This is a genomic window from Brevibacillus schisleri (assembly GCF_055685845.1).
In genome coordinates this window covers 2013504-2040096 of sequence record NZ_JBVNDM010000001.1, presented here as the reverse complement: position 1 = coordinate 2040096, position 26593 = coordinate 2013504, and the positions used below count along the sequence as shown (strand labels likewise).

At 48.6% G+C, this 26593-nt stretch carries 23 protein-coding genes; 4 read left to right on the top strand and 19 right to left on the bottom strand.

Annotation, left to right across the window (positions count from 1 at the left end; genetic code table 11):
• Nucleotides 1-27: 27 nt before the first annotated feature.
• The gene (locus ACUUHJ_RS10110; protein WP_472298834.1) at nucleotides 28-1905 is read right to left on the bottom strand and encodes a bifunctional metallophosphatase/5'-nucleotidase; all 1878 of its coding nucleotides are present in this window, start codon (nucleotides 1903-1905) and stop codon (nucleotides 28-30) included.
• 88 nt (nucleotides 1906-1993) lie between these two features.
• Nucleotides 1994-2785: an alpha/beta fold hydrolase gene (locus ACUUHJ_RS10105; RefSeq protein ID WP_472298833.1), complete on the bottom strand. Its 792-nt coding sequence runs from the start codon at nucleotides 2783-2785 to the stop codon at nucleotides 1994-1996.
• Between the two features lie 108 nt (nucleotides 2786-2893).
• Here ACUUHJ_RS10105 and ACUUHJ_RS10100 point away from each other — a divergent pair, with 108 nt between their 5' ends.
• A complete protein-coding gene (locus ACUUHJ_RS10100; RefSeq protein ID WP_472298832.1) occupies nucleotides 2894-3571 on the top strand; it encodes an alpha/beta family hydrolase in 678 nt (225 codons plus the stop codon).
• Between the two features lie 53 nt (nucleotides 3572-3624).
• Here ACUUHJ_RS10100 and ACUUHJ_RS10095 read toward each other — a convergent pair whose 3' ends face one another.
• The 7 genes from ACUUHJ_RS10095 to hemA form a co-directional block, all read right to left on the bottom strand.
• Entirely contained in the window at nucleotides 3625-4101 is a 477-nt protein-coding gene (locus ACUUHJ_RS10095) for a GyrI-like domain-containing protein (protein ID WP_472298831.1), read from the bottom strand.
• A gap of 120 nt (nucleotides 4102-4221) precedes the next feature.
• Nucleotides 4222-5511: a glutamate-1-semialdehyde 2,1-aminomutase gene (gene hemL / locus ACUUHJ_RS10090; RefSeq protein ID WP_472298830.1), complete on the bottom strand. Its 1290-nt coding sequence runs from the start codon at nucleotides 5509-5511 to the stop codon at nucleotides 4222-4224.
• 7 nt (nucleotides 5512-5518) lie between these two features.
• Nucleotides 5519-6493 (bottom strand): porphobilinogen synthase, encoded by a 975-nt coding sequence (gene hemB, locus ACUUHJ_RS10085; protein ID WP_064200736.1) that lies wholly within the window; start codon nucleotides 6491-6493, stop codon nucleotides 5519-5521.
• Nucleotides 6477-7289 (bottom strand): uroporphyrinogen-III synthase, encoded by an 813-nt coding sequence (locus ACUUHJ_RS10080; RefSeq protein ID WP_472298829.1) that lies wholly within the window; start codon nucleotides 7287-7289, stop codon nucleotides 6477-6479. The genes hemB and ACUUHJ_RS10080 overlap by 17 nt, the downstream gene beginning before the upstream one ends.
• The gene (hemC, locus tag ACUUHJ_RS10075) at nucleotides 7286-8215 is read right to left on the bottom strand and encodes a hydroxymethylbilane synthase (RefSeq protein ID WP_289677142.1); all 930 of its coding nucleotides are present in this window, start codon (nucleotides 8213-8215) and stop codon (nucleotides 7286-7288) included. The genes ACUUHJ_RS10080 and hemC overlap by 4 nt, the downstream gene beginning before the upstream one ends.
• Nucleotides 8216-8239: 24 nt before the next feature.
• Nucleotides 8240-9058, bottom strand: a complete 819-nt coding sequence (locus ACUUHJ_RS10070; RefSeq protein ID WP_012685522.1) for a cytochrome C assembly family protein — start codon at nucleotides 9056-9058, stop codon at nucleotides 8240-8242.
• Nucleotides 9059-9124: 66 nt separating this feature from the next.
• Nucleotides 9125-10489, bottom strand: a complete 1365-nt coding sequence (gene hemA, locus ACUUHJ_RS10065; protein ID WP_012685521.1) for a glutamyl-tRNA reductase — start codon at nucleotides 10487-10489, stop codon at nucleotides 9125-9127.
• 233 nt (nucleotides 10490-10722) lie between these two features.
• On the opposite strand from hemA, the gene ACUUHJ_RS10060 reads away from it, so the two are divergent.
• Nucleotides 10723-11664: a DMT family transporter gene (locus ACUUHJ_RS10060; RefSeq protein ID WP_412843657.1), complete on the top strand. Its 942-nt coding sequence runs from the start codon at nucleotides 10723-10725 to the stop codon at nucleotides 11662-11664.
• A gap of 48 nt (nucleotides 11665-11712) precedes the next feature.
• Here ACUUHJ_RS10060 and ACUUHJ_RS10055 read toward each other — a convergent pair whose 3' ends face one another.
• From ACUUHJ_RS10055 to rph, 10 genes are all read right to left on the bottom strand, one after another.
• On the bottom strand, nucleotides 11713-13065 hold the full coding sequence (locus ACUUHJ_RS10055) for a protein O-GlcNAcase (RefSeq protein WP_289677141.1): 1353 nt from the start codon (nucleotides 13063-13065) through the stop codon (nucleotides 11713-11715).
• A 39-nt stretch (nucleotides 13066-13104) separates the two neighbouring features.
• A complete protein-coding gene (yihA, locus tag ACUUHJ_RS10050) occupies nucleotides 13105-13752 on the bottom strand; it encodes a ribosome biogenesis GTP-binding protein YihA/YsxC (RefSeq protein WP_016739159.1) in 648 nt (215 codons plus the stop codon).
• Entirely contained in the window at nucleotides 13749-16088 is a 2340-nt protein-coding gene (gene lon / locus ACUUHJ_RS10045; protein WP_289677140.1) for an endopeptidase La, read from the bottom strand. The genes yihA and lon overlap by 4 nt, the downstream gene beginning before the upstream one ends.
• Nucleotides 16089-16335: 247 nt before the next feature.
• Nucleotides 16336-18033 (bottom strand): ATP-dependent protease LonB, encoded by a 1698-nt coding sequence (gene lonB, locus ACUUHJ_RS10040; protein WP_472298828.1) that lies wholly within the window; start codon nucleotides 18031-18033, stop codon nucleotides 16336-16338.
• Between the two features lie 197 nt (nucleotides 18034-18230).
• Nucleotides 18231-19496: an ATP-dependent protease ATP-binding subunit ClpX gene (gene clpX, locus ACUUHJ_RS10035; RefSeq protein ID WP_012685515.1), complete on the bottom strand. Its 1266-nt coding sequence runs from the start codon at nucleotides 19494-19496 to the stop codon at nucleotides 18231-18233.
• Nucleotides 19497-19516: 20 nt separating this feature from the next.
• Nucleotides 19517-20098 (bottom strand): ATP-dependent Clp endopeptidase proteolytic subunit ClpP, encoded by a 582-nt coding sequence (gene clpP, locus ACUUHJ_RS10030; protein WP_289677137.1) that lies wholly within the window; start codon nucleotides 20096-20098, stop codon nucleotides 19517-19519.
• Nucleotides 20099-20230: 132 nt separating this feature from the next.
• Nucleotides 20231-21523 (bottom strand): trigger factor, encoded by a 1293-nt coding sequence (gene tig / locus ACUUHJ_RS10025; RefSeq protein WP_472298827.1) that lies wholly within the window; start codon nucleotides 21521-21523, stop codon nucleotides 20231-20233.
• Nucleotides 21524-21648: 125 nt separating this feature from the next.
• Nucleotides 21649-22188: a metallophosphoesterase family protein gene (locus ACUUHJ_RS10020; protein WP_173604985.1), complete on the bottom strand. Its 540-nt coding sequence runs from the start codon at nucleotides 22186-22188 to the stop codon at nucleotides 21649-21651.
• A 30-nt stretch (nucleotides 22189-22218) separates the two neighbouring features.
• On the bottom strand, nucleotides 22219-22812 hold the full coding sequence (locus ACUUHJ_RS10015) for an XTP/dITP diphosphatase (protein WP_472298826.1): 594 nt from the start codon (nucleotides 22810-22812) through the stop codon (nucleotides 22219-22221).
• On the bottom strand, nucleotides 22805-23566 hold the full coding sequence (gene rph, locus ACUUHJ_RS10010) for a ribonuclease PH (RefSeq protein WP_472298825.1): 762 nt from the start codon (nucleotides 23564-23566) through the stop codon (nucleotides 22805-22807). The genes ACUUHJ_RS10015 and rph overlap by 8 nt, the downstream gene beginning before the upstream one ends.
• A gap of 214 nt (nucleotides 23567-23780) precedes the next feature.
• On the opposite strand from rph, the gene ACUUHJ_RS10005 reads away from it, so the two are divergent.
• On the top strand, nucleotides 23781-25028 hold the full coding sequence (locus ACUUHJ_RS10005) for an MFS transporter (protein ID WP_472298824.1): 1248 nt from the start codon (nucleotides 23781-23783) through the stop codon (nucleotides 25026-25028).
• Nucleotides 25029-25178: 150 nt separating this feature from the next.
• Nucleotides 25179-26509 (top strand): IS1182 family transposase gene (locus ACUUHJ_RS10000; protein ID WP_472301122.1). Its coding sequence is split into 2 segments (ribosomal slippage): nucleotides 25179-25719 and nucleotides 25719-26509, totalling 1332 coding nucleotides; the frame shifts between segments, so codons are not numbered across the junction.
• Nucleotides 26510-26593 lie beyond the last annotated feature (84 nt).

Genomic DNA, 26593 nt, shown 5'->3' with positions numbered 1-26593 from the left:
TTTTCTCCACCCCTGTCCGGTCAAACCTTATTTTTTTACTTCAACAATGCGATCTTCTACTTTTGGATTGACAGTTTTACGCTTGATAAGACCTTCCTCCACAATGCTGTACATGGACAAGCCTGTGTTGAAGAATGGCTTTTTCAACGATTCGTAACCATCTCCACCTGCTGCCAGGAAGTCGATCGTAGCCAATTTATACGTTTTCGTCAGGTCAAGCGGCTTGTCGCCAACTTTTACTTCTACTACGCGCTCACCAGTTGGCTTGGATGGGTTGTACGTGAAGCTCATGCCGCTCACTTGCGGAAAGCGTCCGGCTCCCTCTTCTACCTTGCTCACGCCATTTTCGAGGGCTTGCTTCAGCTCTTCGCCTGTTACTTCTACGACTGCCAGTGTATTGTTCTCGAATGGCAGGAGCGTGTACAGACCTTTTTTCGTGATATCGCCTGCTGGCAGCTGTGTTCGAATTCCACCGCCGTTCGCCAGTGCTACATCTGCCTCATGGCCTTTGATGGACTTCGTGCGCTCCAGCATGATATCTGTGATCAGGTTACCAACGTTTGTTTCTTTCGTACGTACCAGTGCACGGTCACCATCGAGTGGCACTTCGGATTTCGCAATGACAACATTCATGACCGTATCGATCTTGCTCACGATTTCTTTAACCATCTTATCTACATCTGGATCAGCCACAACTGCTTCATCGTACTCTTTCAAACCGCCGCTGAATGCTACCAGTTCTTTTCCGAGGTAGTAGAGGTCAGCGCGTCCGAGTGACTTGCCGTACTCCCAGTCTTGTACGATGTATGTGCCGTTTACGAGTTCAGGTTCTTTCAGCGGAGTATGGGAGTGACCACCAACGATCAGGTCAATGCCAGGAACGTTTTTCGCGATTTCACGGTCTACGTTCACGCCGATATGGGAAACAACAATCACGTGATCTGCTTCTTTTTTCAGCTCAGGTACAAGTGCTTTTGCCACTTCTACCGGGTTTTTGAATGTCAGCCCTTTTACGTTGTCAGGGTGAGTCAATACAGGTGTGTCTTCCGCTACGAAACCAACAAAGGCGAATTTCTTCCCGCCAATCTCTGCTTTGAAAACAGGTGGCAGCAATTCTTTTCCATCTGATTTGAATACGTTAGCAGAGATAACTGGATGCTCGAGCATGTCACGCAGCTTGAGCAATTGCTCATAACCGAAGTCAAACTCGTGGTTACCTGCCGCCATTACGTTGTAGTCAAGGCTGTTGAGGATCGGAACAACAGATTCGCCTTTGAATTGGTTCACGAAAACGGTACCTTGGAAGGTATCACCAGCGTCCAAGAGCAAGAAGTTTTCGTTCTCTGCACGCCATTCCTTGAGCAAGGTTGCGATTTTAGCAAAGCCGAATTCTTTTTGGTTCTTGTCTTCTTGAATATGACCGTGTGTATCGTTGGTATGGGCAATCGTTACCTGTGTGGTAGCCGCATCACCCAATGCTTGGAAAAATTCACCGCGCGTGACAGTCGCCTTGTTGTCGAGCTTCACTTTATAGCCCAGTTTGTCAGCCATTTGTGTAAGCTTCGCAGATGTTACCACTTGCGCAGGGTTTTTATAGTCGTCTTGTGTGAGAGCACCATGGCTCTTTGCCCAGTCGAAGTAAGGAGTAGACCAGTGAGCTCCTTTCGCGGCAGCTCCCACTTTTGCCTCTTTCAATTTGGAGAAAACAACAGTCGCTTCTGCAAGAGTCACGGCACGATCCAAAGCAAGATCGCCATTTTGACCCGCTGATACAATTGCCTTTTTCACCATCCAGTCAACGTGCTGTACGGGATGCAAGGGTGCTGCAAATGCTGAGGAAGACATCAGCGATGCAAATACAACAGATGCAAACGCCGTCATCGTAATCCGACGTGCCTTTTTCATGATAATTTCCCCTCTCGTCTATGTATAAATAAATAGGATAACGTTTTCATTATAGCAAAATCTGCTAGGACTATGGAGTGATATTTGTTTAGTTTCTGTTTAGAAAGCTCTTGAAGGCTTCAGCCATCTTCTCTGGTGATTCAACCATGCCCATATGCCCAGCATCAGGCAACAGCACTTGTTCGACGTTATTTTTATCTACTGTAAAAGTTTTTTCAGCAGGGATGATCTGGTCCTCTGTTCCTGCGACTAATAGCACAGGTAATGTCGTTTCTTGCAGCACATGATTGCGATCCGCTCGATCACGCATAGCGATTAATGTTTGGACGGCTCCAACCGGGCTCGTTGCAAAGCCAATTTCTTTTGCTAGCTGGACTTCTTCTCTCATCGTGTCGATATGGGAAGGTGCGAACAGCTTCGGTACGAGGGCTTTGATAAACGGCTCCATTCCATTTTGGCGGATGTTGTCTGCGCCTTTATCCCGATTGGCTTTGGCAGCGTCGTCATCCGGATATGGCGTCGAATGGACCAAACCAAAGCTCGCCAGCTTGTCCGCGTATTGATTGGCAAATGCCAAGGTCACATAGCCACCGAGTGAATGTCCAAACAGATGAATCTTTGTTAAACCAAGCTCCTCTACAAGCAAAGCCAGATCGTCTGCAAAGCGCTCGATCGAATACGGTTCATCAGGCGCCGAGCTGTCTCCATGACCACGCAAATCGATCGCAATGACACGATGCGTTTTTGACAGGAGTGGCACTAGTTTGTGCCAGTAAGATGAGCTCCCGCAAAAGCCGTGGATCAAAACAAGCGACTCCCCCGTTCCTTCTTCTACGTAAGCTATTTTGATGCCGTTACTCAGTTGGACTTCCTTTTTCATCGAATCATGCTCCTTTATTGTTTGTTTACTTCTTGTCAACAAATGCTATTGCCCTTACGATTGGAAAATAACTCTGTTCCAAGAACATGAAAGAGGTGCAGCTAGTAGATGGTATACCCAAAAACAGGTTCCGTGATCGTCAGGGAAGGTAGAGAAATGACGTACACGCACATTCAGGCAAATCAGACGCCATCTCGCTCCGTCTGTTTTTTCTTTCCCGGAGCCAGCTATTCGTTCGACAGGCCTTATCTGTATTATTCTACCATGCTTTTTTTGAACAAACAGATCGATCTGGTCCATGTACATGCAAATTACGGACGAGAAAATACGGATTTGTGGAATCGCTCATTCGGTGAACGAAGTTCTTGGATCAGCAAGGAGATGCAAACCGTTGTTTCACGTGTGCTGGAGGTTCACGAGTATGAACGAGTTTTCTTCCTCGGGAAGTCACTCGGTACGGTGCCGATAACATGCGGATTACTCAAGGAATCTCGTTTTGCCCAATCATCGGCTATCCTGTTGACTCCATTGCTGGCTGAGGACGTGTTTAATGCGGAGTTACTGAATCTTACCCAACAAGTATTCCTCGTCTCAGGTACTGCCGATCATTACTACAACCAGGGTGTGGTTGATCAGCTTGCCACATCCAAACCGAACATCCAGCTCCATCTCCCGCAAAACGCCAAGCACTCCCTTGATGTCGATCTCTGCGTCGATGATTCCCTTCAAGTGCTTCAGTCTGTCATGGGTGAACTGGCAAGCTTCTTGGACAAGCAAATGGATTGACATCAAAAACAACACCTCTTGCTCGTGCAAAGGAGGTGTTGTTTTCTTGTTTTTTACCGAAGCGGGATAAAAATTTCATACGCATTGTCGACCCGAGCAGACTCGTGCAAAGTTGGAAGGTACCGCTGATCGTAGCGCTCCATGCGAAGAGCTTGCTCGTCCACTTGATGGCCATTCTCGTTGAGCCAGCCAAACAGACTGTGGTATGTGTTTTGGACCTGTTCCATCGATCCTGTGTGAGTAAAACGAGCGTATGTCTTCGCTGGCATGGTGAACCCCACCATGCCCTCAGGGATATGCTCAAAACGCTCTACCTCCACCACAATGTACTCGGTATACATTTGGTGCGGCCGATTCTCGTCGCTGATGTCGTAGCGTACATCTGGTGAAATCGCGAGAGGAATCTCAGCCTGACGCTTCAAAAAAGTCTCCCATAGTTTGGGCATGTATTCGACAAGCATCGGAAAAGAACCGGAGAAGCTAAGCCCAATCAGATGTTTTTGCGGTACGTGAACAATTGTCCCTTCCATCTCTCCACCTCATTCATCGGCATTTGCCTTCGTATTTTGACAGGAGATAGAAAAATCCTGCTCAAAGTCAAAAAAAGCACCTCCCGCATCAGCAAGGAAGTGCTTTCTTCTTTTCATTCTTTATTCAAACGCTTTTTTCATCGCTTTGTAGCTTGCTTCAATCGTCCGTTCGATATCTTCATCCGTATGAGCCAAGGAAACGAACATACCCTCAAACTGGGACGGCGGGATCATGACGCCTTCCTCCAGCAGATAGCTAAAGTATGCTGAGAAACGCTCCAGATCGGATGTTTTCGCTGTTTCATAGTTGATCACCGGCGTCTCTGTGAAGAACAGGCAAACCATGGAGCCTACGCGATTGAGCGTGTGCGGAATGCCCAGCTTCTTGGCATTGTCAGCCAAGCCTTCACCCAAACGGGCGGACATCTTCTCCAAGCGCTCGTAAGCACCTGGTTTGCTGAGCTCTTGCAAGGTAGTCAAACCAGCAGCCATTGCCAAAGGATTTCCTGACAGCGTCCCTGCCTGATAGATTGGTCCTGCTGGAGCCACTTGCTGCATGATCTCCCGTTTGCCGCCGTATGCACCTACTGGCAAGCCACCGCCGATGACTTTCCCCATCGTTGTCAAATCCGGAGTAATGCCGTACAGCTCTTGTGCACCGCCCAATGCTACACGGAAGCCAGTCATGACCTCATCGAAAATGAGCAGTGTCCCATGTTTCTCCGTAATTTCACGAAGCCCTTCGAGGAAGCCTGGCTGTGGAGGAACAACCCCCATGTTGCCGCCGATTGGCTCCACAATAACTGCTGCCAGATCATTGCCAAACGCTTCAAATGCCAGTTTGACGCTTTCCAGATCATTGTAAGGAACCGTAATCGTGTTGTGTGCTGTTCCTTCTGGTACGCCTGGGCTGTCTGGAAGTCCTAATGTAGCCACACCGGAACCAGCTTTGATCAACAGGCTATCGGCATGACCGTGGTAGCAGCCTTCGAACTTCATGATTTTGTTGCGTCGGGTATATCCACGCGCGAGGCGCAAAGCGCTCATCGTCGCCTCTGTACCGGAGTTCACCATGCGCACGACTTCGACAGATGGCACGATCTCACAAACGAGCTTTGCCATTTCTGTTTCCCGCTCAGTCGGTGCACCAAAGCTGGTTCCAAGCGCAGCTACTTCCGTAATCGCTGCAAGGACACGCGGATGCGCATGACCCAAGATCAACGGACCCCACGAGCCGATGTAATCAATGTAGCTGTTTCCATCCACATCAAAAATGCGGGAGCCTTCTCCTTTTGCGATGTAAACAGGATTGCCTCCCACGCTTTTAAAGGCACGAACCGGACTGTTTACTCCGCCTGGTATGTAATGCTGTGCTTCTGCAAATAACTGAGTAGATTTTTCTCTATTCATCTCGTGCTCACCTCGCCAGCCATTTTGCAACATCTTTTGCATGGTACGTAATGATCATATCTGCTCCTGCGCGTTTGAAGCCAACCAATGTTTCCATAACGATACGCTCTTCATCGATCCAGCCATTTAGAGCTGCAGCTTTTACCATGGAATACTCGGCACTCACATTGTAAGCCACGATCGGCAGGTTGAAGTTCTCACGCAGACGAAGAACCATGTCCATGAAGGCAAGACCTGGCTTCACGATCAAGAAGTCTGCGCCTTCTTTTACATCGGAAGCTGCCTCGCGCAGACCTTCACGTGCATTGGCCGCGTCCATTTGGTAGCTTTTGCGATCGCCGAATTGTGGAGTGGAGCCTGCCGCATCGCGGAACGGCCCGTAGAAGGCAGAAGCGTATTTCACCGCATAGGACATGATCGGAATATGCTCAAAACCAGCCTCGTCCAAAGCTTCACGGATTGCAATCACGAAACCGTCCATCATATTGGAAGGTGCAATTATATCTGCTCCAGCTTTTGCTTGGGAAACAGCAGTCTGACCCAAAAGCTTCAAGGTTTCATCATTCACAACTTCGCCTTCGTGAATGACACCACAGTGACCATGATCGGTGTATTCACACAGACATGTATCTGCAATCACGATCATTTCCGGATGGGCTTCCTTGATCAGACGCATCGCCTGCTGGGTAATCGCATCGTCATTGTACGCCTCTGTTCCGCATGCGTCTTTATGTGTTGGTACCCCAAACATCAGAACAGCTTGAATTCCCAGAGCTACGATTTCCTTCATCTCTTCGGCCAGTGTGTCCAAGGAGAGCTGATACACGCCTGGCATGGACGGAATCTCGTTCTTAATACCGGTTCCTTCCACTACGAACAACGGATAAATCAAGTCTTCCACCCGTACGTGGTTCTCCCGCACCAGATTGCGCATAGCCGCGCTTTTGCGAAGGCGGCGATGACGGTCAAATGTTTGTGCCATGTCGATTCCCTCCCAGATTCTCTATGATAGCTGCTAGTAATCCTTCCACGGTGTACTCACTTGCTACTGCATGAACAGAAAGTCCGTTTTGCTTTGCTGTATCTGCCGTTATCGGTCCGATACAAGCTATCTGAACGTGCTTGAGCCAGTCTAACGATGCATAGGGCTCCATCGCTGCCATGAAATGCGTCACCGTTGAAGAGCTGGTAAACAAGATGATATCAATGAGACCTTGCTGTAGTTTTTCCGCTGCTTCTGGTGCGTGCTCTGCATCAATGACAGTGTGATACACGTCTACCTCTGTCACAGCAAGCCCCAAGCGAGCCAATTCCTTTGGCAATGCCTTGCGCGCAATATCTGCACGAGGCAGCAGAACGCGCTGACCAGGAAGCAGCTGATCATACAAGCTCGACAGCAAGCCCTCCGCGACGTAATCAGACGGGATTACAGCTACTTCGAGCCCGTGATGCTCAAGCGCCTTGGCCGTCTTCGGACCGACCGCAGCAATTTTGCCAGTGAACCCTTCAAGACCAACCCCGACCTCGCGCATGCGCTCCAAGAAAAAGCCCACACCATTCACACTCGTGAAGACCACCCAGTCGTATGCTGGCAACTGGGTGATGGCTTCGTCGAGCTTGGCAGTGTCCGTCGGCGGCATCATTTTCAGCAGAGGAAATGCGTATGCTTCTCCACCCAACCGCTCGATCTGTTCAACGAGCTCGCGAACTTGACTTCTCGCCCGCGTGACCATGATGCACTTGCCAATCAGCGGCTTGTGCGATCCGTGGACAATCATTGCTCATTCTCCCGCAATACTTCTGCAAGTACCTCTCCCGCTCCTTGCGCCAGAAGGGCTTCCGCCACTTGAATGCCCAGCGCTAACGGATCCTGACCAGTCGCCGTGTTTTTGAACATTTGTTTCCCATCTGGAGAGCCAACCATTCCGGTCAGCGTAATTTCATTGTTCTCTCCAATTGTCGCATAAGCACCAATCGGCACCTGACAGCCCCCTTGGAGCTTGTGCAGGAAGCTCCGCTCTGCTGTTACCGCCAAACGCGTCGGAGCGTCATCAAACTGCTTCAAGAGAGCGAGTGTCTCCTCATCGTCTGCTCGGCATTCGATGGCAAGCGCACCCTGACCGACTGCTGGCAAGCTGATTTCAACAGGCAGAAACTGCGAGATTTCCCCTTCAAAATTCACGCGCTCAAGTCCAGCCGCAGCGAGGATAATCGCATCAAAATTTCCTTCCGCAAGCTTGCGCATACGCGTATCAATATTTCCACGCAGAGATTCGATCTGAATATCAGGGCGATAGGCGAGAATCTGTGCAGAACGGCGCAAGCTACTGGTCCCTACCAAAGCTCCTTGTGGTAATTCATCCAACGTCTTGCCGTCCTTGGAAAGCAGAACATCTCGAGGATCAACACGCTTCGGAATCGCGCCGATTACCAAGCCCTCTGGCAATTCAGCAGGCATATCCTTCAAGCTGTGTACCGCAAAATCGGTTTCCTTATCAAACAAGGATTGCTCGATTTCTTTGACAAACAATCCTTTTCCGCCTACTTTGGACAAGGTCACATCGAGGATTCGATCGCCTTTTGTCACGATTTCATGCAATTCAAAATCAGCCTCAGGTGCGAACCCCTTCAGTTTATCTACGACCCATTTCGTTTGAGTGAGCGCCAATTTGCTGCGACGCGTTCCCACTTTCCATTTTCCCATGACAGCCTCCTTGATGAACAGCCCCTACCACCAGTCGTGAAATGTAGAAGTAGTGAAGCCTAAAAAATTGATAAGCAGTAACAAAAACGCCACGACGTTCCACTGCGCGAGTCTGCGCATCTGCATCGTATCCCGATAACGCTGGTACAGCCACAGCGAATAAATCGCAACAACCAGCACGGAAAGCACTACTTTTGAATCTAGCAGAAATTTCTCCGGCAAAACCATTTTACCCCAAATAATCCCTAATACAATCGAGAGCAAGAGCATTGGTACACCCAGCATGTTCATTCGGTACGCGTAGCCTTCCAATTGATCGAGGCTAGGCAAACGTCTGAGCAACGGCGACCAACGTCTTCCCTTGAGCATTTTGTGCTGAAGCAAGTACATGGCCGAGAAGATCATCGAGAGCGAGAACGCCCCGTAGCTGAACATGGCCAGTGTCACATGCGTCAGCAATAGCTCAGAGGTCAAAATGCTCGATACAGCCTCAATCGGCGTTTCCGGTAAAAACATCGACATGACGAGCACGACAAACCCGATAATATTAGTAAAAAAAACCAGCAAATCAATCCGAAAAAAATAGTGAATGGCAAGCGACAAGCCTACCAGCACCCATGAATAAAAAAAGAGCGTCTCAAACAGCGTAATGACTGGAAAATACCCCTTCATGACTGCTTGCGAGACAAAAAATGCGGTTTGCAAGGCCCAAACGACAACAAGCAACCCGAAAGCCAGACGATTGACTTTCCGGTTGCTTTGCAAGAAGTCGTTAAAATAGAAGAGAACACTTGCAGCGTAGAGAAAGATCGTCAAGTCGTAGATCCATCTCACCTCGGCCATGCACTCTCTCCCCCACTTTCCCAATCGGTTTCTAACAGTAGCAGATAGATTGATTGTCAGGTCAGCTTAGTCAGGGAACCGGGAAACCAATACTTGCTCCCGAGAAGAAGATGTCTGTTTATTTTTATCGTTAGCCCAGATTGCTTCCTGTTCTTTTCGCTCCAGGATCTCCTCCAACGCAAACATTTTCTCGAAAATATCCAGTACTTCTTCCCCATCTTTGGTAGCTGCCATTTCTTTTAAACGCACAACCGGATCGTGCAAGAGTTGATTGACAATGCCCTTGGTTGTCTTGCGGATGATGTGCATCTCCCGCTCAGACAGGTTCGGCAGCTTGTTTTCGATTTTTCGCATCGCTTCGCTTTGGATCGTATTTGCCTTGTCACGCAATGCAGCGATCAGTGGCGCCACGCCAAGCGTCTGATACCAGGTCGTAAATGCCACGATCTCTTCTTGAATCATGACATCCAGCCGTTCCGCTTCACGAGAACGTTCTGCAACGTTACTCGCAACGATGCCTTCCAGATCGTCAATATCATATAAAAATACGTTATCGAGATCATGCAAGTCAGGATTCAGATCGCGAGGAACTGCGATATCCACCATGAACAACGGACGATGCTTTCGTTGTTTCATGATCGGAGCCAGTTCTTTTTTGCCGAGGACATAACCTGTCGCTCCGGTCGAGCTGATGACGATGTCTGCTGTGAGCAGTGCCTCAGGCAGCTGCTCCATCGTACAGGAGTCACCCTTGAACTTCTCTGCCAAAAGCTGCGCTCGCTCCAAAGTACGATTCGCAACCATAACGCGTTCCGATCCATTTGCGTGCAGATGCTTGGCGGTCAGCTCGCTCATTTTGCCCGCTCCGACGATCAGAACAGACTTCCCTGCAAAGGAACCGAAGATCTTTTTCCCCAGTTCGACAGCAGCGTAGCTGACAGAAACCGCATTTTGTCCAATCGCTGTCTCTGTATGGGCACGCTTGGCAAACGTTATCGCTTGCTTGAATAAGGTGTTGAAGACAGTCCCTGTCGTTTGATGCTCCTGCCCCAACAGGAACGCATCCCGGACTTGTCCGAGGATTTGTGTTTCTCCCATTACCATCGAATCAAGACCGGAAGAGACGCGGAACAAGTGCTCGATTGCCTGTTCGTTCTCTTTTATATAGAGATGATCCTTAAATTGTTCTTTCTCCACGCCGAACCATTCAGCCAAAAAACGACGGGTATAGTCTCGGCCTATATTTGCCTGGTCGCAAACGACGTAAATCTCCGTCCGGTTGCACGTCCCCAGGATGATACATTCTGCGATACTCTTCGTCTGGGAGAGTAGATGAAGAGCGCGTGCTGTCCCATCGTCGCTGAATGTAAACTTTTCGCGAATTTCGACAGGAGCTGTTTTATAGTTTAAACCCAGCAAAAGAATATCCATAATGTCCTCCCAGAATAACAAACCTGTTAGCGGCATATGTAAAATGCACTATTATTATATCATTATGTCCCGAATCGGATAGGAGTAATTGTGAAAAGTTTTTTAACGGAGCGCACTTTGCGTATATCCTATATAATCCGCTTGCGTTCCTCCCGGGAATCCCTTATGATGTCGCCTATACATGAAAACCGAAGAAAAATTGTGAAAATGTCAGAAAGGAGAGGAAAGAAGCTTTGAGAAAACCTTGGATGGCAGACATAACGCTACTCCTCGTCGCAGTTATCTGGGGAACTACGTTTTTGATCGTACAACAGGCAATCGCATCGCTGCCTCCCAATACGTTTAATGCTGTTCGTTTTACCATTGCTGCGTTATTTTTATTGATCATCTATTTCATCCGCAATCGTCATCGTGGGCAAACCTCTGAATGGAGAGGGCCACTGCTTCGTGCAGGCGTCATCCTCGGCTTTTGGCTCTGTCTGGGATACGCCTTACAGACCGTGGGACTACTGTATACTTCGCCGTCCAAAGCTGGCTTTATCACTGGATTAGCCGTCGTATTGGTGCCGCTCTTCTCGTTTTTGCTCTTGCGTGAACGCGTCAAGCCTTTCGCTATCTTCGGTGTGATTCTGGCAGCATTCGGCTTGTATTTACTGACGCAGAACCAGTCATTCTCCTTTAATCTCGGTGATGCCCTAATCTTCGTCGCTGCCATCTGCTTCGCCATGCAAATCGTCTTTACCGGTAAATACGCTCCTCGTTTTGCAGCATTGCCCCTTGCCATCACGCAATTAGGCACAGTAGGTGTGATGAGCTGGCTGTACGCCTTTTTCTTTGAGGATTGGAGTCGTGCTTTTGATCCGGCGATTTTGTTCATACCCGAGGTGGCCTTTGGTTTGATCGTCACTTCTATTTTTGCCACGGCACTGGCCTTTCTCGCGCAGACGGCCTTGCAAAAGCAAACCAGCTCGACGCGGGTCGCTCTCATTTTCGCTTTGGAGCCCGTATTCGCTGCAGTCACCTCTTACGTCTTTATTCATGAAATATTGAGTGGAAGACAGCTAACCGGATGTCTCCTGATTTTCACCGGCATGATTCTTGCTGAGCTGCCGATTCAAGAATGGGTGCGGAATCTCCGTCAAAGAAAGCCAAATGACGGTCGTGAATCCGCCTGATGCGAAAAGCAAAAAAGTTCCTTCTCCCCTGCGGGAAAGGAACTTTTTTTATGAACTCTTCTTAACCTCTAGCATGACGGCATCCACAAAAAGCTGCATAACGGGTCCACACACTTCTTGCGGGTAACGCTCCGTTCGTTTAAGCCACTGTTTGAGGCGGAGCAAGTGATAGACTGCTTGTGGCAGTCGCCCTCTTGTCCCATGATCGATGAGAGCAACTGCTGACAGACCGACTTTGGTCCACAGATGGAACTTTTCCACCCACGGCCTCGTTTCTGCTGCAAGCTTCTCATTCGCCATTCCTGCCAACAGCTTGTTTGCCGCCGCCTCCATCTCCTGAAAAAGAGCCGTCAAGTCCGCAATGGCCTTTTGTCGATCTCCTTCCAAGAAATGAAAGCGGAAGGTCAGGATCGCTTCTAGCAATCGCGGCGATTCCACCTCGCATAAAAACGAGCTTTGCACGTTATTCGCAAAGGTGAAGAAAGCATCCGCATCCTTTTGTCCCGCTACTTCCTCGACCGCTTGTTTCCATACCGTATCAGGATCGTAGCCGATCGGATCTCGCAAATAGGCTGCCGTCGTAATCAAAGGAATCTTCGAGCATTCTGGTCTAGACATCGCATTCGCCACATAGCCTGCTGCGTATTGCCACAGGTCTGGATCACGGTGACGCAATGGACCAATATGTAGTTCGTTCGCCATGGCCAAATCATTCACCGGGTAGTTGTCCCAATAAAATGGCTGATGACCGGTGTACTCTTGAAAGCGAATCGCATCACCGTCCGTCAGGTAAGGCGAGCAGACGAATCGTCCCGTCCAGAACAAATCGATTTCTGGCGGCAAATGCTTGCCGAGGTACATGATATACGCTTCTTTTCCTATCCCGTTGTATTGTGTAGGACAGACAACCAGCTTGACTGGATCGCCCCAGTTACGTATCAAATCCCACACAAAAAGCGTCGTATGGGCATGGGCCTCCGCCAAATGGGCAAACTCGGCTACATCTTTCTCATGCAACAGGTGCATGGGGATATCATCGAACAGTAGCGCAAAATAACGCACACCGAGATCATACAAATCCCGATACTTCTTACCTAACAGCTCCAAGTGCTGACGATTCGTATATTCCATGCTAAGTCCAGGACCCAGACAATAAATAAACTGCATGTTGTGAGTCTTCGCCCGCTGAATCAGCTCATCTAACTGTTGATTGGCTTTCACAGGAAGCGGCTCCATCCAGCGTTCCCTCAGATACTCGTCATCTTTGGGAGCGTAGAAATACGCGTTGTAATCATATCGGTGTAAAAAGTCGATCATATCCAGCCGCTCTTCATGTGTCCAAGGTGTTCCATAGAAGCCTTCGATCACACCACGTACAGCAAAGCAAGCACTCCCGCTCACTTAGATGCTCCCTTCCCCACGACGAATTGGGTCTAAGAATTACTCACTGGCTGGAGCAATCTCTTCTGCTCTGGCAGCCGTCTCCTTGGCCATTTCCTCACCAGCACGGATACGACGCATGATTTCTGCCCACAGTTCATCCTTGCCTTGGCCTGTCTCCGAGGAAAATACAATGATCGTATCATCCCCGCGCAAATTCAGGCTTTGACGGATGATCTTTGTATGCTGTAGCCAACGCCCGCGAGCGATTTTATCACCTTTCGTTGCTACGACTACGGTAGGGAGCCCGATTTGCTTGCACCAATCGTACATCGCAATATCGTCTTTACTCGGAGCATGGCGAATATCGACCAGTTGAATAATGAAGCGAAGCTCATTCCGGTTTTTCAAATAACCCTCGATCATTTTTCCCCATTGTTCCTTGATCGTCTTCGCTACCTTTGCATACCCATAGCCCGGGAAGTCAACGAAGTAGAGCATTTGATTGACACGGAAATAGTTTAATGTCTGGGTTTTACCCGGACGAGAACTAATCCGGGCAAGCCCTTTGCGGTTCATCATTTTATTGAGCAATGATGATTTTCCTACGTTAGAGCGTCCTACCAGCGCGATCTCATGGAGGCCATCTGTCGGATACTGCTTCGGTCCAACCGCACTGATAATAAACTCTGATGATGTTACTTTCATGCTTTGTCACCTACTGGCTGTTTAGTTAGCGCGTGACGCAGCACTTCATCTAAATGGTCAACTGGATAGAATGTCAGTTCACCGCGTACGCTCTCCGGGATATCCTCGATATCCTTCTCGTTGTCTTTTGGCAAAATGATCGTGGTTAAACCTGCACGGTGAGCGGACATGCACTTTTCTTTCAGCCCGCCAATTGGCAGTACCCGACCTCGCAATGTAATCTCCCCGGTCATCCCCACCTCTTTTTTCACCGGGATTTTCGTGAGGGCGGATACGAGTGCGGTCGCCATCGTAATCCCAGCAGACGGACCGTCTTTTGGAATCGCCCCTTCCGGAAAGTGGATGTGGATGTCGTTCTTCTCGTGGAAGGCAGGATCGATTCCCCACTGTTCTGCACGAGAGCGAATATAGCTGAATGCAGCCTGCGCAGATTCCTTCATGACGTCACCCAGTTTCCCTGTCAGGGTGAGCTTTCCTTTTCCAGGCAAAATGCTGACTTCTACATTCAGCGTATCTCCGCCTGCTTGTGTCCAAGCCAGACCCGTAACGGAGCCGACCTGATCTTTTATCTCCGCCAGTCCATAGCGGTAGCGCGGTTTGCCGAGCAGCGTCTCCAGCGTCTTGACCGTAACCACGACACGCTTTTTCTCACCGCCTACAATCAGCTTGGCAGCTTTGCGGCATACGTTTGCTGCTTCGCGATTGAGGTTGCGAACTCCCGCTTCCCGCGTGTACAAACGAACGAGCTTCAGCATCGCATCGTCGTTCATTTTCAGCTTATCTTTGCCCAGACCGTGATCCTGCATTTGCTTCGGCAGGAGGTAATCACGCAAAATGTTCAGCTTTTCCAGTTCGGTATAGCTGGAAATCGAGATGACTTCCATCCGGTCCAAGAGCGGACGCGGAATCGTATCGAGACTATTTGCGGTCGTAATAAACATGACGTTCGTCAAATCATAGGTCTCTTCGATATAGTGATCACTGAATTTATCATTTTGGTTTGGATCTAGTACTTCGAGCAGGGCAGACGCAGGGTCTCCACGGAAATCGGACGCGAGCTTGTCGATCTCATCCAGCAAAAAGACAGGATTAACCGTGCCAGCTTGCTTCATTCCTTGGATGATTCGTCCTGGGAGAGCTCCTACATACGTACGGCGGTGACCGCGAATTTCTGCTTCATCACGCACTCCACCCAAGGAAATGCGAACAAATTCACGCCCGATTGCACGCGCTACAGAACGGGCCAGAGATGTTTTCCCGACACCCGGAGGACCAACCAGACAAAGGATCGGTCCACGCATGGAGTTTACCAGCTTTTGTACTGCCAAATACTCCAAGACGCGCTCTTTAGGTTTATCCAAGCCGTAATGATCTTCATCGAGAACTTGCTGTGCATGATGAATATCCAGATTGTCTTCTGTCGTCTTCGTCCACGGTAGCGCAAACAAGGTATCGATATACGTGCGGATAACCGAGCCTTCCGCAGAAGTCGCCGGCATCTTTTCCAGACGCTCGAGCTCCTTCTCAATCTTCACTTTGATCCGTTCAGGAGCGTCCGATTTTTCGAGCCCGGCACGTAGCTCATCTACTTCACCTTGGCGGCCATCCTTGTCGCCCAGCTCTTTTTGGATAGCTTTCATTTGCTCACGCAGGTAGTATTCCTTTTGCGTGCGCTCCATCTGTTTCTTCACGCGGTTGCCGATCTTGCGTTCCAGCTCAAGTACCTCGCGCTCGTTGTTCAAAATGGTCAAAAGAATTTCCAGACGTTCCTTGATGTTGGTCGTCTCCAGAATTTCTTGTTTGTCTTTCATCTTGAGCGGTAAATGGGAAGCAATTACATCGGCCAAGCGTCCCGGTTCCTCAATGTCCTGCACAGAGGTTAGCGTCTCTGGAGAAACCTTTTTGGACAGCTTGATGTACTGCTCAAAGTGGCCCAGCAAGGAACGCATTAAAGCTTCCACTTCGTTTTGCTCTGTTTTTTCATCTTGCAAATATGTAATCGACACGACGAAATAATCTTCCTGCTGAAGATACTCCTCGATCTTCGCGCGTTGCAAGCCTTCTACCAAAACACGGATTGTCCCATTTGGCAGCTTCAGCATTTGTTTCACACGCGCAACGGTACCAATCTTGTAAATTTGCTCAGCATCTGGCTCTTCTATGTGGACCTCTTCTTGTGTCGCAAGCAAAATCTTGTTATCGTCTACCATGGCTTGCTCCAATGCGCGGATGGACTTTTCCCGTCCAACGTCCAAATGGAGTACCATTGTCGGATAAACAAGCAATCCTCGCAACGGGAGAAGCGGTAATTCTCGTTTACCGGAACGTTCGCCCAAGCGGATGCACCTCTCCTTGTTGATCTACCCTCTTACAAAGAGTCTTATAACAGACAAAAACGGCCCTCAAAGCCGTTTTTTAAACGCCCACCCGACCCCAAAAAACGAGACAAAAAAGATCATACACAATCATTTTTGTGGAGCTCGTTTCAGGCCGGGCAAGGCCTCAGGCTCTTTGCAAGCAGAAGCTTTTTTCCATTGTAGCGCAAACACAATCCGATGTCTAATCCGCGAGCATACCCGACTGTTACAGGGATAGCGGAGAGGAAGCGAGATCCTCTTCTGGGATTTGCAAAGTAAATCCCGTCGCCTCTTCTTCTTGCATGGTAGCTTGCGGTACAGCCAGCTCGATTACTTCAGAGACTGTAGACATCGGAATGACTTCGATCCCTTTCATGTCCGCAAAAATACTTTGCCAGTTTTCCTGTGGAATGAGGACTCTAGTCGCTCCCGCCTGTTTGGCAGCTTCCACCTTTGCCACTACACCCCCAACTGGCTTTACCTTCCCATGTATACTCACTTCGCCAGTCATCGCCAGTAAATTATCGACAGGCTGATTCAGAATCGCCGAGTAGATCGCAGTGGCAATGGTAATGCCCGCCGAAGGCCCATCGACAGGGATGCCTCCCGGAAAATTGATATGCAGATCATAATCATACGGACGGACGCCCATTCTGCTCAAGACAGTCATGACGTTTTCAATCGAGCCTTTTGCCATCGACTTTCGGCGAATCGTCCGGCTGCGGCTGCCCATTTCCTCTTCCTCTGCCATTCCTGTCATCGTCATTCGACCCTGACCAGGAACAGCTGCGTGTGAAGCAGTCACTTCAAGCTCCATCACACTGCCCATGTTCGGACCGTACACAGCAAGACCGTTGACCAAACCGACCTGTGGTGTATCATGCACCTGTTTTTCGGGGCGAGGCGATTTTTGACTGCTGTGCATTACCCATTCCACATCGGCAGCCTGGATGTCTTGGCGTTTTTCCGTCAAGGCAATTCCCGCGGCGATTTGCAAGGTATTGATCGCTTCACGTCCATTGGTCGCATAGCGCTCGATTACTGTAACTGCGCTGTCTTCTATATTCATATTCATTTTAGGCACGGCTGTACGCACGATACACCCAATTTCCCCAGCCTTTAATGGACGGAAAAAGATTTCCAGGCAACGGGAACGAAGCGCAGCAGGCAGTTCTTCTGGCAGCCTCGTCGTCGCTCCAACCAGACGAAAGTCGGCGGGCAAACCGTATTTGAATACGTCATGAATATGCGAAGGAATTTGGTTGTTTTCCTCGCTGTAGTAAGCACTCTCCAGCATGACTTTGCGGTCTTCGAGAACCTTTAGTAACTTATTCATCTGAATAGGATGAAGTTCCCCGATTTCATCAAGAAAAAGCATGCCACCGTGCGCTTTCGTCACAGCGCCTGGCTTTGGCTGCGGAATCCCTGCCTGCCCAAGCGAGCCTGCCCCTTGATAAATCGGATCATGTACGGAGCCGATTAACGGGTCAGCAATCCCGCGCTCGTCAAAGCGCGCAATCGTCGCATCGATTTCAATAAACTTGGCATCAGAAGAAAACGGCGATAGCTGATTTTTCTTCGCTTCTTCCAGTACGACCCTAGCCGCTGCGGTCTTGCCTACACCTGGTGGTCCATAAATAATGACATGCTGCGGGTTGGGACCGCACAAAGCGGCACGCAACGCACGAAGCCCATCTTCTTGTCCTACAATTTCTTCCAAAGTCGCTGGTCTTGTTCTCTCTGACAGAGGTTCTGTCAACGCAACCATTCTCATTTTACGAATGGAATCAAGATCCTTGCGCGATTCCTTTTCGGTTGAGGTTTTCGTGTTTCTCTGCGCTCGCAGCAAGTTCCAAAAGTAGGTGCCGATCACGATACCAACAACCACTTCAATGACAGCAATGACCAATGTCGTATAGTCCATATGCAGTCCCTCCCATGCGTCTTCGCTTGCGGTCAACTTTTGTCCTCCGAAGAGAGAGGAGCACGTTCATGACCGTTTTGTGCATATGTAAAGCTTCTCTTGAACGATATCAAGTAGTATTGCCCCGCAAGCGTAGACGTAAACCACCAACAAAAAAACCACCTCGCTGATAACGAGATGGTCTTCGTAGACAATGCTTAGGCTGTTTCTTCGTGCAATTCCTGGCCTTCTTTGGTCAACAGTTGCGGCTTCACTTTGTCGCGTACCGTTTCTTCGGTAATGACACACTTGTTGACGTCTTCTCTGGAAGGAAGCTCATACATCATATCGAGCATGATTTGTTCGATAATCGCACGCAGTCCGCGCGCACCAGTGTTGCGCTTAATCGCTTCTTTCGCGATTTGCAGCAGCGCACCGTTATCGAACTCCAGCTCAACACCGTCGAGACTCAGCAGTTTTTGGTACTGTTTCACCAAAGAGTTTTTCGGCTCTGTCAGGATACGCACGAGCGTCTCCTCATCCAGCGGCTCCAAAGTAGCCAGCACTGGCAAACGACCGACGAACTCCGGAATCAGACCAAATTTCAGCAGGTCTTCCGGCAAAATGTATTTCAGGTATTCTCCGGCTTTCAGATCGCCTTTTACGCCATCGCCGAAGTCTGCGCCGAAACCGATGACTTTTTTACCCAAACGACGCTTGATAATCTGCTCGACGCCATCAAATGCACCGCCACAGATGAACAAAATGTTCGACGTGTCGATTTGGATGAACTCTTGGTGAGGATGCTTGCGTCCGCCTTGTGGTGGAACACTCGCAACGGTACCCTCCAAAATTTTCAAGAGCGCTTGCTGAACGCCTTCACCAGATACATCACGCGTGATGGATGGGTTTTCCGATTTGCGGGCTACCTTATCAATCTCGTCGATGTAAATGATTCCTTTTTCAGCCTTCTCCACATCATAGTCAGCAGCTTGAATGAGCTTGAGCAAGATGTTTTCAACGTCTTCGCCCACATAGCCTGCTTCTGTCAGAGAAGTTGCGTCCGCAATCGCGAAAGGTACATTCAGAATGCGCGCCAATGTTTGCGCGAGCAACGTTTTCCCGCTACCAGTCGGACCGATCAGCATGATGTTGGATTTTTGCAGCTCCACATCCTCGATCTTCGCCCCGGAATTAATCCGTTTGTAGTGGTTGTACACCGCTACAGACAAGGATTTCTTCGCCATATCTTGACCGATGACATAGTCGTCCAAGATTTTGCGAATTTCCACTGGCTTTGGAATTTCTTTCATATCGATTTCTTCTTCAGTGCCCAGTTCTTCCTGTACAATTTCATTGCACAGTTCGATACATTCGTCACAAATGTAAACACCAGGACCAGCTACCAGCTTGCGCACCTGTTCCTGGGACTTGCCGCAGAAGGAACACTTCAGTTGGCCTTTGTCGTCGTTAAACTTAAACATGCGCTTCACCTCACAACGGGTCAGTTTTTGCGTTCGATAATAGAGTCAATCAATCCGTAGGCCTTTGCTTCGTCTGCACTCATGAAATTGTCGCGATCTGTATCTTGCTCTACGCGTTCATAAGGCTGACCTGTCCGCTCAGACAAAATCTCATTCAGCTGGCGCTTCGTTTTCATAATCCATTCCGCATGAATGCGGATGTCTTCTGCTTGCCCACGCACACCGCCGAGCGGTTGGTGAATCATCACCTCGGCGTTTGGCAGAGCAAAGCGCTTGCCTTTTGCACCAGCAGCCAACAGGAAAGCACCCATACTGGCAGCCATGCCCACACAAATCGTGGACACATCCGGTTTGATGTACTGCATGGTGTCATAGATGGCCATTCCGGCTGTAACAGAACCACCTGGAGAGTTTATGTATAGCGATATGTCCTTGTCCGGATCTTCTGCTTGCAAGAAAAGCAGCTGAGCAACAACCAGATTGGCGATTTCATCATCAATCTCGGTGCCCAAGAGAATAATCCGGTCTTTCAGGAGGCGCGAGTAAATATCGTACGAGCGCTCTCCCCTGCTTGTTTGCTCGATGACCATAGGGATTAACATTATGTATTTTCCTCCTTTGCCGAAAAAAGTCAATGGTGGAAAAACAAGGCACGATACACTCGTGCCTTGTGGTCTTGACAGCCAGCGCTCAGGGTTAGCCTGCCCACTGACCAATCATGCGTTCTTCTAAGCTTATGCTGTTACTTTGCTTTCTGCAACCAGCAAATCTACTGTTTTGCGAGTTTGCACATCGCGGTACAGAGCAACCATGCCATCTTGTGCGGAGAAGATTTTGCGCAGCTCATCTGCTGGGCGGCCGTATACGCCAGCCAGTTTATCCAGTTCTGCGTTTACGTCTTCTTCTGTTGCTTCGATGTTTTCTGCTTTGCCAATTGCTTCCAAAGCCAAGGAAGTGCGAACGCGGGATGTTGCGTCTGCACGCAATTGATCACGCAGTTGGCTCTCATCCATGCCGGAGAACTGGTAGTACAGTTCCAGCGTCATGCCTTGGTATTGCAGACGTTGACCAAATTCATTAACCATTTGATCCAATTCATGCTCAACCATTACTGCTGGCAAATCGATCTCAGCGTTTTCAGCTGCTTTCAGAACGAGTTGCTCACGAACATATTGATCTTTTTCTTGCGCTGTTTTTTCTTCGAGTTTTTTCTTGGTGTCTGCTTTCAGCTCTTCCAGCGTGTCGAACTCGCTCACGTCTTTGGCAAACTCATCATCCAAAACAGGCATGTTTTTGCGCTTCAGGCTGTTCAGTTTCACTTTGAATACCGCTTCTTTACCAGCGAGGTTAGGAGAGTGGTACTCTTCAGGGAAAGTTACGGTAATTTCTTTTTCTTCGCCGATGTTCAAACCAGCCAGTTGCTCTTCGAACCCTGCGATGAAAGTACCGGAACCCAGTTCCAGAGAATAATCTTCCGCTTTACCGCCTTCAAAAGCTACTCCGTCTTGGAAGCCTTCGAAATCGATTACAGCGATATCGCCTGTTTGTGCGGCACCTTCTTCTACTGCTACGAGCTCAGCATGACGCTCTTGCATGCGCTTCAGTTCAGCGTCAACGCTCTCTTCTGTTACAGAGAAGTCTTTTTCTTCGATGGACAGACCTTTGTAGTCGCCCAGCTTCACTTCAGGCTTCACAGTTACAGTCGCTTTGAAGATCAGGTTTTTCCCTTGTTCCATTTGCGTTACGTCTACTTCTGGACGATCTACTGGCTCGATACCAGTTTCACGAACAGCTTGTCCGTATGCAGTTGGAAGCAGAATGTCAAGAGCGTCTTGGTACAAAGATTCTACACCAAAACGGGATTCGAACATTTTGCGTGGTACTTTTCCTTTGCGGAATCCTGGAACTTGAACTTTTTGAACCACTTTTTTAAACGCTTGATCCAATGCTGCGTCTACTTGCGTAGCATCTACTTCAATCGTCAGGACTCCCTGGTTATTCTCTACCTTTTCCCAATTTGCTGCCACGTAAACTTCCCCTCCTAAATCGAATCAACAGAACATCGCCAGCCGCGCCAAGGTATCTTCGCAGGCTCGGATGATAATATTCTAGCCATTATAACCATTCTAGTATAGCACAAATCTTTTAGTTTTCAAGAAGACCTCATTGGTCGACGAACAGAATAGTTCCCTCCCAATTGTGGAACCAGGTTGCCTGCATGATCATAAAACGCCACGGATATGTAAGTTTCTGTCGGGCTCGTTCCTGTCTCTTCTAAAAGAGCATATGTCGGTACGTGAAAACCTCGTGGCATTTGCAGGCTACCTGGATTTAGAAACAAAATGTCTCTTTCTACTCCACAGACAGGTACATGGGAGTGACCGAATACGACTACATTTGCCCCGACCTCTTCTGCACGGTAATGAAGGCGCAGAAGAGAGCCTTTCACTCCAAAAAGATGCCCGTGCGTTTGCAGGATGTGAAGGTCGCGCCATTTGGTCTCTTGCTCAGTCGGCACCTCTTGTGTCGAATCGCAATTGCCTCGGACAAGTGTCATGTTGGAAAACGGCTCGCGCTTATGGTCGACACAAAAATCGCCACAATGCAGAATTTTTTCGACATGATGTCGGTTGACGACCTGGCTTACTTCCCGAACCAAGCCGTGGCTATCGCTCATGATGAGAATTCCCATCACGCTTCACTCTCCTGTTTTCTCTCTTGTCTACTTGAGGATTGCAAGCAGTTGCTGCATGGCACGAGCGCGGTGGCTAATCTGGTTCTTTTCTTCTGGCATGAGTTCGGCCATCATTTTGTCCATCGATGGGACGTAGAATACCGGATCGTAACCAAAGCCGTTTGACCCTTTTGGTTCACGCGCGATCACGCCCTCACAAGCGCCTGCGGCAATGATTGGCTCTTCGCCCGGAATCACCAACGCCAACGTACAACGGAAGCGAGCTGTGCGTTCCTCTGTCGACACCTCTTCCAGCTCATTCAACAATTTACGCCAATTCTGCTCGTCTGTTGCATCTTCCCCAGCGAAGCGTGCGGAGTAAACACCCGGGCGTCCTTCCAGCGCATCTACTTCCAGTCCGGAATCGTCACCCAAGGCCGGCATATTCAAGTATGTAGAGATTTCGATTGCTTTTTTCAGCGCATTTCCTTCGAAGGTGTCCTTGTCTTCTACTACCTCAGGCACACCATCAAATTCAGCGAGGCTAATCCCTTCCCAGCCTGCATCTGCGAACAGCCTGTTGAATTCTTTCACTTTTCCTTGGTTCCGTGTTGCGAGAACGACTTTTTTTCGATTAGGCATGACTTTCCTCCGCTACCGATTGTGCAAAAGAGAGCGTAACATCAGCGAGCGCCTCTTTTTGACTGTTGATCAAGTTGTCAATGCCGACTTTTGCAAGGGCAATCATTTCTTGTAGCTGTTCAGGCGAAAACGGAGCATCCTCCCCTGTTCCTTGCAGTTCGACAAACTTTCCTTTTCCCGTCATGACGACATTCATGTCGACAATTGCTGTAGAATCCTCTTTGTAGTTGAGATCGAGCACGGCTTCCTCGCCGACTACCCCTACTGAGGTCGCTGCCAGGAAATCGTTTAACGGAAGCTGTTTCCAAGTGCCACTATCCACCAGCTTTTGCATCGCGTCTACCATTGCCACAAACGCTCCGGTAATCGAAGCTGTCCGTGTACCTCCGTCTGCCTGAATGACATCGCAATCCAACCAAATGGTGCGTTCACCCATTGCTTCAAGGTTTACAACGGAGCGCAGAGCACGTCCGATCAGACGCTGAATCTCCATTGTTCGTCCACCGACTTTTCCTTTCGACGACTCACGCGCGTTGCGGGTCGCTGTTGCTCGGGGAAGCATGGAATACTCGGCTGTGATCCAGCCCTTCCCGCCACCACGCATAAAAGGCGGTACCCGTTCTTCCAAAGTCGCCGTACAAATCACCTTTGTGTCTCCGACTTCAATCAGGCAAGATCCTTCTGCGTGTTTAATGTAATTGCGCGTAATGGTTACTGGGCGCAATTGGTCATGGGCACGGCCATCCACTCTCATTCCAAGTTCCTCCTAAATCGCTTTGTTACACTCCGCTCATTATACCAGAGGCGGGAAACGATCTGCCACTGCACAAACGCCTCTTCCCTATTTACGTGAATTGCAAATATTCTTGTCACTTCCTTCCTCTTAAAAAATTTATTGCCGTCACTCGACTATTTAAAATATTATCTAATTAGATATTCAATTAATTTGATGGTAGGTGAATCTGTATATGAGCTTCTTGTTTCTTTTGAAAAAGCCGAATCTGCGGCGCCTTTTAACCGCCAATTTCTTAAGCGGAATCGGAGATTGGTTTAACAGCGTTGCTGTACTCGCACTGCTGCTCGAAATAACAGGAACAGCTATCGCGGTCGGCATTACCCTCGCGCTACGCACGCTGCCTCATTTGATTTTTGGTCCACTGGGCGGTCTGATGGCAGACCGTTTTGATCGAAAAAAAGTGATGGTCGCCTGTGATCTCGTTCGCGGCTTCGTTGCTCTTTCGTTTTTGTTCGTATCTGAAAAATCAGATTTATGGATGGTCTATGCAGGTACTTTTTCGTTAGTTGCCTTTTCTTCCCTTTACAATCCTGCACGAATGTCCCTGCTCCCCAAAATCGTTGACCCTGAGGAATTGGCGACTGCGAACGCACTTGATCAAAGTATCTATGGAATCGTCATGGCCATTGGTTCGTTGATCGGCGGTATTTTTATTGCACTGTGGGGAAGTGATCTGGCTTTTCTTTTCAATGCCCTCTCCTTTTTCGCCTCGGCTCTGTTTCTGGCTAGGCTGAAGGTACCCGCCTCCCCAAACGACTCCGTTACTAACGTGCAGTTGCGGCAGGCTGCTAAAGTCTCTTCCTACGGAGAAGTGATTCGCGCCATTACATCCACACCAATTGTGTACGCTATCCTTTTGCTAAAAGCCGTGTGGCCAATCGGCGGGGGGATCATCAATGTCTTGATCAGTGTCTATGCCTATCAAGTGTTTGCTGCCGGTGAATGGGGAATTGGTCTGTTGTACGGAGCGATCGGAATTGGCTTCATCATCGGAGGAGTACTTGCTCAGCGCTTTCAACGATACTTTTACGAAGTGGCTGCCAGCAGCTTTGCTGTGGAAGGCTTTGGAATGCTTTTGACCAGCTTTTCACCCACGATTTATGTAACGGCACTGTTCTTTGCGCTATCCACCGTGGCGGGAGGAATGGGAAACGCCAGCCTGAATACGTTGATCATGCGGCATGTCACCCCCAGCTACCACGGCAGAGTATTTGCTTTGGATGCGACGATCTCAAATATTCTGATCGGTCTGTCCATGCTCCTTGGCGGCTGGATTTTGACGATGGCTGACCCACGTATAGTCGGATTTGTGGCAGGTCTTTTGATCACGATCCCATCGCTTGGACTCGGGCCCGTTATTTGGAGAACCGTACGGACCGGTGACAACGAACCATTGGCGAACAAAAACCACGCTCGTTAATACGGGCGTGGCCAGGCTGTCGAGAAAGTCGACAGCCATTTTTATTTCACTTAATTTTAAAGCGACACCGCGTTAATTTGTTATAATTCTTATAATTACATTTTATAGTAGGTGATTATTGTGCTTACCTCCAATGATAAAAATCCACAAATGCATTACGAATTTGTGTGTCTTGATGAATTGGTCCCAGAGGACCATTTATTAAGGGTCATCCAGAAACATATAGATTTCTCCTTCATCCGAGAAAAAGTACGTCAATATTATTGCGAGGATAACGGTAGACCGTCGATTGATCCTATTGTTTTATTTAAAATGATTTTCATTGGATACCTTTACGGTATCCGCTCAGAGAGGCAACTCGAAAAAGAAATCCAGACTAATATCGCCTATCGTTGGTTTCTTGGCCTTTCTTTAACAGATCGAGTTCCAGATCACACAACAATCAGTTGGAATCGTCGAACCCGTTTTAAAAATACAAATGTTTTTCAGGAGATTTTTGATGAAATTGTTCGCTTGGCGATTCAGCATCGAATGGTCGCTGGACGTGTATTGATAAGTGATTCTACGCATCTTAAAGCAAATGCGAATAAACGAAAATTTAAGAAGCATGTCATCGAGAAAACGAGTCGTGCCTATCTCAAAGATTTAGAGGTAGCAATTAATGAAGACCGTGAGGTACATGGAAAAAAGGATTGAAGCCTAGAGAGGGTGTGAAGGAAGAAAAGGAAATCAAGATGAGTACCACGGATCCGGAAAGTGGCTACATGGTTCGAGACAGCAAGCCCGAAGGCTTTTTCTATCTCGATCACCGGACTGTCGATCATAAGTACAATATTATTACCGATGTCCATGTCACTGCTGGCAATGTCCATGATTCCGTTCCTTACATAGATAGGCTGAATCTCCAAATCGAGAAGTTTGGGTTTCAGGATACAATTGAAGCTATTGCATTAGATGCTGGTTATTTAACTACTCCAATCTGCAAGGCACTTCACGATATAAATGTATTTGCTGTCATCGGTCATCGTGCCTTTACACCTGTTAAAGGTCTTTTTGCTAAATGGCGCTTTAAATATGATCTGGAGTGCGATGTGTACACATGTCCTCAAAAACATACACTTACTTATTCGACTACCGATCGAAACGGATACAGGATGTATAAGTCCAATAAAGAAATATGTAAAACTTGTCCAAGGCTTTCTGAGTGTACCCGATCTAAAAATCACCAAAAGGTGATAAGCAGGCACGTTTGGGAAGAGAGTAAGGAATGGGTTCGACAGAACCGTTTAAGTAAATCGGGGAAATATTTATATAGATTAAGATACCAAACCATAGAGCGAAGCTTTGCAGATGCTAAAGAACTGCATGGGCTTCGCTATTGTAGGTTACGCGGACGTGAAAATGTCCAAGAGCAGGTATTGATGACAGCAACAGTACAAAACATTAAAAGGATAGCGCTACACCTAGCGAAAGCAAGTTAGGTGCAGGCTATCCTTTTTTTCAGCACTTCGTGCTGAACAATACTAAAAAGAAATCCCCCAAAAGGGGGTTTCTCTTCAGGCTGA